We start from the raw sequence: 9,702 nt of genomic DNA, 5'->3' as shown, positions 1-9,702 counted from the left end.
CGCTTCTTCGACTGACTCATGCGAGCTCTCCTAGGGAAACCGAGCCCGTCAATCGTAACTTACCGAAAGTCCCATTTCCGCTGACGCACTACACCGGGGTGTCCCCAATTGCTTCCCGCATGGCACTGGTGATGCGTGCTCGATGGCTGGACTCCATGACGAAGACGACGTCCGCCCAGGCTAGATCGGCCGCCGATAGCCGTCGCGGCGAGCTTGGGCTGAGGCCACGAGAGCGAACGGAGAGCCGAGGATCGTCACGGAACACCCGCTCGGCGGTTGGGCTACGCCATCGATTCCGTGAGCAAACGAAAAGCGTGTTGATGCGAGCCATGCAGTGACAGAGGGAGTTCGGGCGGCGAGGGTTCGCGGCACGGCGCTGCTACGAGCAGTTTATCGCGGCGGTGGGCGATGTCTGCTCAGAGCTATTCGGCGTCCTCCTGCCTCCACTGCGGGATACTTCTTTGCCATGCAGTGCGAAGGATTCGGAAGTCTCGGTTGATCGTGCCTCGGTGCACATTCAGCCGGCGAGCCGCTTCAGCTTGCCAACCCCGGTTGGGAAAATCGACCTGAGGAAGTAAACGAGCGAGCTGCATCCGGCGATGTTCGCTCTGCACGGCGCGGCGCTGATTGTAGGCAGCCCGGCCACCGCACATTCGAAAGATTGACTGGATATTGGAAGGGGTGATCCCCAATTCTCGTCGGTTCATTTGTTGCGCACAGATAGGGGCAAGAGTGAATCTGGCAAGGGCGACCACTAGATAGTGAATCTACTACACCGAGGATGACTAGCTATGTCTCCCTCTGACTGCGCCGTCCTGCATCGATTCGCTCATGAATAGCAGCCATCAGCTGGTAACACTCGCTGGGTGCAAGGGAGCCGTATAGCATATCAGCCAGCTCGTCCAATGCATGGGTTCTATTGGGATTCAGGATCTGGTGCATCCAGTGGTGCATCGCTTGGACTGCGTCATCATATGAGCTGGCAAAAGACGTGTTATCAGATTCGGATCTAATACGTTCGGGACGCAGAGGTCGCTGGTTCAAATCCAGTCGCCCCGACTTTGGTTTGGTTTCTCGAGTTTCCGCCCGAGAAGCCAAGCCAAAGTAGAGAGCCGAGAAGAGAAAGCAGAGCAGTCGAGCCGGAACTGCTGGACGGATCACCGAAGCGGCCACCGTTCGCGGCCCGGACGACTTCTCTTCTTCGACTCGGTCTACTTTCGACTGCTCGACTCTCTTTTGCAGGCGCAGCGAGCCCACTCTCCAGCCCTGCAAGCTGCCGGCCAGCCAGCCCAAGCCCCCGCTGACAAAAGCCTGCGTCACCACCGGGCAGCAACCCTCTCCCGCCCCCGGCTTCTCCGCCGACCGTGTCGGCCATGTCGAGCAGCCGAGCGTCGACGCACGTGGCGCATGAATGTGCAGGCCACAGCCGTTCTCGGCGACCCTTGGCACCCTAGCGACCATCAAGTCGCGGTTCGCGAGCATCTGCATCGATCGCTGGCCTTGCCTTCGAAAGGCCAATGAACCAAAAGCCTTTGCAGCGGCTTGCGATAAAGCATCGCCCCGTGGCTGGAGACTCGACGAGGAAGCTCGATGGCCATCCGCCCGATGCCCATTCGCTCAACGAATTTCGAGAATCTGCCGAGCCCGCCCATCTCGGTACCACAGAGCTGCGACGCGCTCGAAAGGAGGATAAGACGAGGCTGCCGCATCATCGGCACCCACAGGGGGCCTACACCCACCCCCCCGGGCTGGCAGTCGTCACCGGGATTGCTAATGTATGGAATTGCTAGGCGGCGACGCGACTGAAAACGCAGGCGCCCGAGCACCAGCACCCAAGCACCGTCACTGCGACGGCCTCGGTTCACTCTGCTGCCGAGGACGACCTCATCGGAAAGCTTGCGGAATCAGCGACCCTCACTCGTCGAACCATCGCCTCGATCTTGCAAGGTACCAGCGATCCCACGTTCAAGCCGTACAAGCGGAACCCGGAAGACTTCCTCGCCCAGGCCGGTCGGCTCATCAACGAGCAGAAGGCAACGGTTATCGTCGAGCACCTGACCTACGCCATGATCGACGAGAAAGACATCTTCACCCGCGCGAAGCCCAAAGTGAACTTCAGCAAAGCAATGGCGGTCGACAGGCAAATCTACGAGTACGTCTTCCCCGATTCTGAGACCGAACGCAGGTTCGTACCCGAGCTAGCCACCAGCGTTGAAGTCGTCGTCTACGCCAAGCTGCCAAAATCGTTCCACATCCCGACGCCGGTAGGCAACCACAACCCGGACTTGGCCATCGCCTTCAAAGACGGCGCGGTCAAGCACGCCTTCTTTATCACTGAAACCAAGGGTTTCATGTCGTCCATGAAACTACGCCTCATCGAAGACAGCAAGATCCCATGCGCCCGCAAGTTCCTCTCGAAGATCACCTCAGACCAAGTGAAGTACGACGTGGTGAAAAGCTACGGGAAGCTGATGGAGCCGGTCAAATGACGGGTGTGCGGGGTAGCGTGGAATGACGGAAACAATCAGCGAAGACGACGGAAGGGAACTGGCGATCAAGATTGCTAGCGACTGCATATCCGAGGTGCCGGTCATGGTGCTCGGGAGCGGAGCTTCGTGTGCTTACGGTATTCGCGGCATGAATGGCCTCGCACAGCATTTGATCGAGACTGTCGCTCCGGCAAAAGACGACGGCGATACCTGGGAGGCATTTAAATCCGAACTCAATCAACACAGCGACCTAGAAGAGGCTCTCCAAAAAGTCACTGTATCCAACGATCTGCATCGGCAAATAGTTGATCGGACACGAGAAATGATTCTCGACGACGAAAGGCTGTTCTACGACAAGCTTCTCAGTGGCGAGACCGCGCTGGGATTGTCTCATCTGTTTCGCCACCTTTTTCGCACTACTCACAAAGTAGTCGAAGTTGTGACCACCAATTATGATCGCCTGGTTGAGTATGCGGCATGCCAGTCAAAATTCCGCTGCAACACTGGGTTCAGTGAAGGTGCGTTGCGGCACTTCCACTGCCAAAAGTCAGATACAAGTCACTATACACGCCACGCAAACTTTCGCTGCGTGGACGTTTGGAAAGTACATGGCTCTATTGACTGGTTTCAAGACGGATCTGCATCTCCAATAGGCATTTTCGACCATGCAGTGGTGCCTGAAACCTTTGAGCCTTTGCTTGTTACGCCCGGTGTAGCGAAGTACTCACGCACCCACCAAGAACCTTTCAGGTCGGTTATTTCGTTTGCCGATAGCGCGCTGTCCGGCGCACGAGGCTTCTTATGCATTGGCTACGGATTCAGCGACGATCATATTGAGCCAAAGCTAATTCAGCGTTCCGCCGACTTGCAGCCACCGATTGCCATAATAGCAAGGACGCTTCGGCCTGGCGCTAAAGATTTCCTTTCCAAGCACCTGCACTCAAGCGTCGTTGCTTTCGAGAAAGAAGACACTGGCACGAAAGCCTACACATCGCAGCATCCCAATGGGGTATTCTTTCCGAATGAGAACCTCTGGAGCCTGGAAGGGCTGTTAAACAAACTGAGGATACAACAATGACGAATGCGATATTTTCTTTTGGCGACAGCGACGCCCTTGGGGTGGTCCGAGCAGTCGATACCGCCAGCGTTGTGGTTGGCGTCGACAATCTGGAACTGCTCCGGAAGATGCAGGTAAATCGACTAGTTGTTCTCCAGAGCTCTAAAGCCGGGCAACATCTTATTGGCATTGTCCAACGGATTGTGCGAGATGCACCGACTGCGAAGGAAGTTGAGCAGGAGGAGGAAACGGGTGAAGCCCAAATCGCAGAGCGAAACACCGTTAAAGTAACTCTTATTGGAACCTTCATCGAGCGTGACGGCACGAAAGAGAATCTGTTTCGACGCACCTTGGAATCCGTTCCGGAAATCGATGCAAACTGCTTTCCGCTTGAAGGAGACGTTTTGACTCGCTTCATGAGAGTCGTGTCTCATCAAGCTGACTCTGCGGCTCCAAGACTTTCGCTTGGCACGTATGCCCTCGATCATCATGCGGAGGCGTATCTCAATGCGAATCGCTTTTTCCAACGCCATGCGGCTATCGTGGGAAGTACAGGGTCTGGAAAGTCATGGACGACAGCGCGGTTGGTGGAACAGATAGCTGAGCTACCGAATGGTAACGCGATACTGTTTGACATTCACGGCGAATATGGAACGCTCAAAGGAGACGGAATTCGGCACTTCAGAGTCGCTGGGACAAGCGACTTAGAGTCTGGCAAAGGTTTGAGTGACGGAGTTCTCTACCTTCCGTACTGGTTGCTTGCATATGACGACATGGTCGCCATGTTAGTCGATCGAGATGACAATAACGCGCCGAATCAGGCAATGCTGATGTCGCGAGCGGTAGTTGCAGCAAAACGGAAGTATCTCGAGGAAGGTGGACATAAAGACATATTGGCGAATTTCACGATCGATAGCCCGGTTCCCTATGACCTAGTGGCTGTGCACGATGAAATTGATGCGAAGAACGTTGAGATGGTTCCGGGAGCTAGAACCGGCTCAGAGAAACAGGGCGACTTCTTCGGTAAGCTAAGCCGTCTAGTCGCTAGGATGGAAAACCGGATTTCCGACCGTAAGCTGGGTTTCATGTTTCAGGCACCGGAAGAGACGGGTGAGTTCGGATGGCTTGAAAGACTCGCGAAGCAATTAATGGCAGGTACTCGGGATCAGGAAGACTCGAAAGGCGGCGTAAAGATTATCGATTTTTCAGAGGTACCCTCCGACGTCCTACCTCTGATCGTGAGCCGGATAGCAAGCGTCATGTTTTCTGTTTCGCAATGGACCCGAAGCGGCGAGAGGCACCCAATTGCACTACTTTGCGACGAGGCCCATCTCTACATCCCAGAGAGAGGCACAAGCACCGGAATCCTTGCGTCTGCATTGGGTACATTCCATCGGATTGCAAAAGAGGGACGGAAGTACGGTGTCGGCATTGTTGTGATCAGCCAAAGACCATCGGAAGTAAGTCGCACGGTATTAAGTCAGTGCAATAACTTTGTCGCTCTTCGCCTTACCAACGCCGAAGACCAAGGTGTTGTCCAGCGAATGCTTCCTGATAACCTCGGTGGACTTGCCGGTTTGCTACCGATTCTCGACACTGGTGAAGCCCTTATTGTTGGAGACGCCTGTTTGCTGCCAGCCAGAATTCGGATCGCAGAGCCCAAATCGAAACCAGATAGTGGAACAGTGGATTTCTGGGATGAATGGTCCGCTGAAGACGCGAAGGAAACGATTGCTTCCGCCGTGCAAGCCTGGAGAAAGCAAAGTACTTAACTGTCACCAGGAATTGCGCAGCTTCAATCCGACGGGAATATTGAGTCAAAGAGCGGCCTCAAATCTATGTCGACTCTTCGATCTCTACACCCAAGTGATTGGCAGTTAGGAATGACTCGCGACTCCTTCTCTGAAGGAGTCCAGGAAGGATACAGCCAGGCCCGTTTTGATTCGATTCTCTTTGGCGGAGAATTCTAGCAAACCCACACGAAGCCCGAATGGCCGATTACTTCCTCTGGTCTGTCCAGCGCTGCCTTGAGCGGAGCGAGCACCGCTACCTGGATTTGCTGTGGCCTAAAATCGGCCTGATCGTCGACCGGGACGACACACGGAAGAGCGGCGCCGGTGAGTACTACTCGAGGAAACGGCAGATTCACCAAGGATTCCGGCAGCCAGAGTGAATGGCCGGGAGGAGCAACGAAACAAGGCCGGCGGATATAGGAGCCCCCGAAGGAACTCAGACGGCTTGGAGCCGAATTTCGTCCTGCCAGCCTGTCAACGACAGTTTAGACCGGCAGGTCTCCTGCGGCAAGGCAACAGGCCACAGCACTCCTGCCGCTGCCAAGGGAGCCGGCCCTCCGGAAAGGCCGCTGAAGCGACTGTCAGGGGCGGTGAATGCTCCCGACTTGCATCCCGTGGGTATCTTTAAAGGTATCCCCAGCCCGGGAAGCCGCCGGCCAGCCAGTCCTAGCCCCCGCTGACAAAAGCCTACTTCACAGTCGGGCACCTCCCCGCCCGCGGCTTCCCCGCCGACCGCACCGGCCCGAGCGTCGACGCACGGCCACCAGCTGCAAGACTTCCTCGAAGGTTGGCACTTTCTCACCGGCGAATGGGGGATCAAACCAGCTGCCGGCGTCGAGTTGGCGTGTCTCGGCCAGTGTCAAGTCAGCGACCTTGCCCTTACCGCCTGTGGTTCGGTCCACCGTCATCGGAGCCTGATGTCTTCCTCGACCCTAAAGATCTGGCCGTCCTTAATTTCCACTCGCATTGCGCCTAGATATCCCGGCTCGAAGTAGCCACCGGCATCCAACCGCCGCGTCTCGCCGTCACTGCGTGTGAACTCGATCTCCAGGTGGCTCTCGCCCGTTGGCCTCACACGCATGGTGGCAGATTTGCCGACAGCGATATCACCAAGTGCGTAGGATGCGCCGGTGACGTGCAACACGACCGACTTGAGGGGACTCGTTCCAGCGTTCTCCACTATGATTCGCACTCCTGATCGGAATTGGAAAGCAGCCAAGCCGACCCATCCGGCAACCAGAGCAAAAACAATCGCCGGCATCCACAATTTTCGTCGCTTCGGCTCAGACATGACTGCGTCCTAATCGCTCACACGCCCCAAGCATCGCCGTCAGTGGCTCGGGGTCGGCGAGGCGGTGATCGTTGCCGACTTCGACGAGCGTCTCGAGGGCAGGCCGCTGGTGGAGACAAGCTCCTCGGAGTCGGTGAAAGGGATCACGTCGTCTTGGCGTGAGTGGAGGATCGTCGACTGGGGTTTGATGGTCGTGGCGGTGCCCCACCGCTTCCAAGCCGGGCAGAGCAGGACCAGCGGGGAAGTTTCCGAATGGATGTTCATGGCAACGGCACCGCCGCGGGAAGAGCCGACGATCACGTCAGGCTGGTGCCGGTCGTAGGCGGATTGAGCGGTGCGAATCGCGGCGTCCCAGTCTTCATCGCTGAGAGCGGGATTCAGAACTTCGTGGCCGGCCTGCGTGAGGAACGTTGGCTTGACGCCACCAACAACGCTCTGCCAGCCGTGAAGGAAGAGAATTCTCACCTTTGCTCCTCACTCAACATTCCGGTTTCCACCATCGCCAAAGTTGTCCGACGCTGCGTATCCTGAAGCATTCCACGCAAGCTCGACCGGCGGTCGAGTTCGGGACCGTCCTGCCCTAGTGTACCGAGCCGGAAAACTATCGATCCCGTGTCCGCAGCAGCCTACCTAAAGTCCAGCTTTTACGAGTTGCTCGGGGACCATCAGCCGACATCCGACCAGCGTTTGAAGAGCGATGAAATCGCGGCGGCGCTCTCGCCGGCGTCTAACTCCTAAGGACGACGCTGCGACTCACGTGGTTTCGATAGCGTCTGTTCCTGGTGCGCGCTGACCTTCTGGATCCGGATCTCTTCGGGCGGAGATACGCTGATGCGTCGCTTGAAGGCTTTTTTCACGACTTCAGATTGCGACTCGTGCTCGGATCGGGATGCTCCTCGGGTGAATGTTTTCTGATGGTGCCCACCGACTGCAAGCATCGCATTGGTCGCAATGAGATACTCTTTCTCGGCCGCCCACGCGTCGCCTTCCACGCGGATGTCAACGACACGGTTCCCGAGTGGGAGCTTGGGGTCATAGTCGTATCTCAATCCGGAAGTTTTAGATCATTCCGCCCACCTTTTTGTCCACATTATCAGTGAAGACGTTCTCTACCGCCTGTTCGAGCACCTCTCGCACTTGGGCTCCTGACAGACGCATGGTGACTACTTTCCCGTCGTGCGGAATGAGCTGCCGAAGTTGAGCCGCGGTGATTGGTCCTGGCGGAATGGCGATCATCTTCGGCCGCCCTGCTGCGCGGCCTAATGGAAAGGGATGTAAGCATATCCCTCCATCTGTTTGTTGATGTTCACTGTGGCGGCGGAGACCGCGGTGGTCACCGGCTGTGCTACTTCGTCCATGGCGTAGCCGTGGTGTGCCAAGGCTTGGGCACAGACGAAGATTTCGACGCCGTGCTTCTTGAGCTCCTGGAGCAGTTCCAGGTTTGGATTCTTGTCAATTCCTAGCGACTGCGCATAAGGTTTGGAGTGCTTTGCATAGGCCTCGTGACTCAGGGCCGATTTGGTCGCCGGGCCGTGTAGAATTAGCGTCATCTTAAAGCCGTTATCTGTCCCGGCGCCTGCCTGGGTATACTGGTTGAGGATCAAGGCTGCTCGGTCAAAACCTTTGATGACGCCTCCGGCCTTTTCATCGGAAACGATGTCGAGTAACACCTTGGAGTTCTTCTTTGGCTGCTGGCTCGCGTCTGGGACGACGACGATCCCTCCGTGCCCCTTAATCAGCGGATACTGAAAACTGGGACTACCGGTGGGGTCAGCATTTTGAGCGTGTGCGGTTGCTGTGGCGGCGAGCAGAACAAATACAATTCCGATGACGCGTGTCATTTCTAATTCTCTTTGGTAAAATCATCAATTAACGAACCAGGACGGTCAGGCAATCAGGTACCCATGATGCTGCCTCTCCTCAAGCGGTCGCAGCGGCGGCGAGTACAGATGAAGCGTCGCTAGATCGACTCCGCAAGGTTGCTCATTTCCGCAGCGATGAATTTCCCAGTCGTTGCGAGAAAGCATCTCTCCAGGACGAAGATCGAACCGCGACGTCTCCCTCAACTCATTGGCCGCATCACGTTGATAATCAATGTTTGTGAGCACGCCATCTAATACTAAAACGCAACAAGCCGTTCCCCGATGGTCGTGTACGGAGCTGAACTGCCCGCTGCGCCAGCCGATGACGTTGATCTCAAAGTAGGGCGATTCGTAGATCGTTCGATGCGAGAATTGATGCGGATCGAAAGTGAGATGCTCTCGCCACTGGCTGGCAGGAATGTTCAGCCGAGAAGCGAGTTCCAGCAGTTCCTGCGTTGTCAGTGGCCGCTCCACCTTCGCCAGAACAGTGCGCAGGGCGTCAATCATCTCGATGGTGGATCGGTGTGCGGTTGCCATGCCGATGTGCCTTTTCAGAAACCAATCGCTTCTAGCAGCAGGAGTACGGCGGCTAGAACCGGCGCAGCGATCGCAACGAACCGGCCTTGGGAAATACCGACGATCTCTGGAAGCGTGAGCTTCCCTCGCTTACCCCAGCGGCTGGCGGTTCCGCTGCTAAACTTCGAACTGAGGGCGTAGAGGTAAGATCCGAGGAGCAGTCCGACGACGCCTACTAATGCATCGAGGTTGCCTTGCCCGACGGCGGCAGCATTCGTTCCAGGACAATACGCCAGCAGGCCAAAGCCAATCCCGAAGAGCAGCCCGCCTATGACATTGGCGCCGTACTTCGTCTCGTTAATTTGAAGTTCAACCACGCCCATCCGCCGTAAGAAATAGCTGCCAATCATCCCTACGATGATCGCGGTCAGCATCACCTTCACGACGATAAAGTTTTCCAGCAGCAACACGCCGATGAGGATGTCGAACTTTGCCACGCCCCCTTTCTGCAGCAAAAAGCCGAACACCAAACCGAAGAACAAGCCGGCGGCTAGCTTGCCGGGAGACGCTTCCAGCCAGTCCCACTTTTGCGGATCTGACGGCTCTGAATCAGCGTCGCGAGTTTGCCCAGGCCGCTCTTCGCTGAAGTTCTCGGATGGGACCGAATGGGAATCGGATGCGGGATCCATTCTGT

General features: G+C 56.5%; 12 protein-coding genes. 4 read left to right on the top strand and 8 right to left on the bottom strand.

The window, feature by feature from the left end; all coding sequences use genetic code 11:
• Positions 1-1,940 precede the first annotated feature (1,940 nt).
• The 4 genes from GNK13_RS21595 to GNK13_RS01265 all read left to right on the top strand — a co-directional run bounded on the left by GNK13_RS21595 (position 1,941) and on the right by GNK13_RS01265 (position 5,719).
• Complete coding sequence (locus GNK13_RS21595; RefSeq protein ID WP_164100615.1) at positions 1,941-2,489, top strand: restriction endonuclease; 549 nt, start codon at positions 1,941-1,943, stop codon at positions 2,487-2,489.
• Between the two features lie 22 nt (positions 2,490-2,511).
• Positions 2,512-3,567 (top strand): SIR2 family protein, encoded by a 1,056-nt coding sequence (locus GNK13_RS01275; protein WP_164100614.1) that lies wholly within the window; start codon positions 2,512-2,514, stop codon positions 3,565-3,567.
• Positions 3,564-5,318, top strand: a complete 1,755-nt coding sequence (locus GNK13_RS01270; RefSeq protein WP_164100613.1) for an ATP-binding protein — start codon at positions 3,564-3,566, stop codon at positions 5,316-5,318. The genes GNK13_RS01275 and GNK13_RS01270 overlap by 4 nt, the downstream gene beginning before the upstream one ends.
• Before the next feature lie 218 nt (positions 5,319-5,536).
• A complete protein-coding gene (locus tag GNK13_RS01265) occupies positions 5,537-5,719 on the top strand; it encodes a hypothetical protein (RefSeq protein WP_164100612.1) in 183 nt (60 codons plus the stop codon).
• A 312-nt stretch (positions 5,720-6,031) separates the two neighbouring features.
• On the opposite strand, the gene GNK13_RS01260 is transcribed toward GNK13_RS01265, so the two are convergent.
• The 8 genes from GNK13_RS01260 to GNK13_RS01225 form a co-directional block, all read right to left on the bottom strand.
• Positions 6,032-6,247 (bottom strand): glycerophosphodiester phosphodiesterase family protein, encoded by a 216-nt coding sequence (locus GNK13_RS01260; RefSeq protein WP_164100611.1) that lies wholly within the window; start codon positions 6,245-6,247, stop codon positions 6,032-6,034.
• A complete protein-coding gene (locus GNK13_RS01255; RefSeq protein WP_164100610.1) occupies positions 6,244-6,630 on the bottom strand; it encodes a hypothetical protein in 387 nt (128 codons plus the stop codon). Before GNK13_RS01255 ends, GNK13_RS01260 begins: the two co-directional genes overlap by 4 nt.
• A 39-nt stretch (positions 6,631-6,669) precedes the next feature.
• The gene (locus tag GNK13_RS01250) at positions 6,670-7,095 is read right to left on the bottom strand and encodes an alpha/beta fold hydrolase (protein ID WP_203328869.1); all 426 of its coding nucleotides are present in this window, start codon (positions 7,093-7,095) and stop codon (positions 6,670-6,672) included.
• A gap of 269 nt (positions 7,096-7,364) precedes the next feature.
• Complete coding sequence (locus GNK13_RS21865) at positions 7,365-7,679, bottom strand: 5'-nucleotidase C-terminal domain-containing protein (protein ID WP_164100609.1); 315 nt, start codon at positions 7,677-7,679, stop codon at positions 7,365-7,367.
• Between the two features lie 10 nt (positions 7,680-7,689).
• Complete coding sequence (locus GNK13_RS21860; RefSeq protein ID WP_164100608.1) at positions 7,690-7,866, bottom strand: 5'-nucleotidase C-terminal domain-containing protein; 177 nt, start codon at positions 7,864-7,866, stop codon at positions 7,690-7,692.
• Between the two features lie 23 nt (positions 7,867-7,889).
• Positions 7,890-8,471: a DsrE family protein gene (locus GNK13_RS01235; RefSeq protein ID WP_164100607.1), complete on the bottom strand. Its 582-nt coding sequence runs from the start codon at positions 8,469-8,471 to the stop codon at positions 7,890-7,892.
• Positions 8,472-8,516: 45 nt separating this feature from the next.
• A complete protein-coding gene (locus GNK13_RS01230; protein ID WP_164100606.1) occupies positions 8,517-9,029 on the bottom strand; it encodes a cysteine dioxygenase in 513 nt (170 codons plus the stop codon).
• A gap of 14 nt (positions 9,030-9,043) precedes the next feature.
• A complete protein-coding gene (locus tag GNK13_RS01225) occupies positions 9,044-9,697 on the bottom strand; it encodes a YeeE/YedE thiosulfate transporter family protein (RefSeq protein WP_164100605.1) in 654 nt (217 codons plus the stop codon).
• Positions 9,698-9,702 lie beyond the last annotated feature (5 nt).

This window comes from Candidatus Laterigemmans baculatus, from assembly GCF_010367455.1.
Classification (GTDB): domain Bacteria; phylum Planctomycetota; class Planctomycetia; order Pirellulales; family Pirellulaceae; genus Laterigemmans; species Laterigemmans baculatus.
Note: the sequence above shows the minus strand (reverse complement) of the source record. Positions and strands in the feature narration are given on the sequence as shown.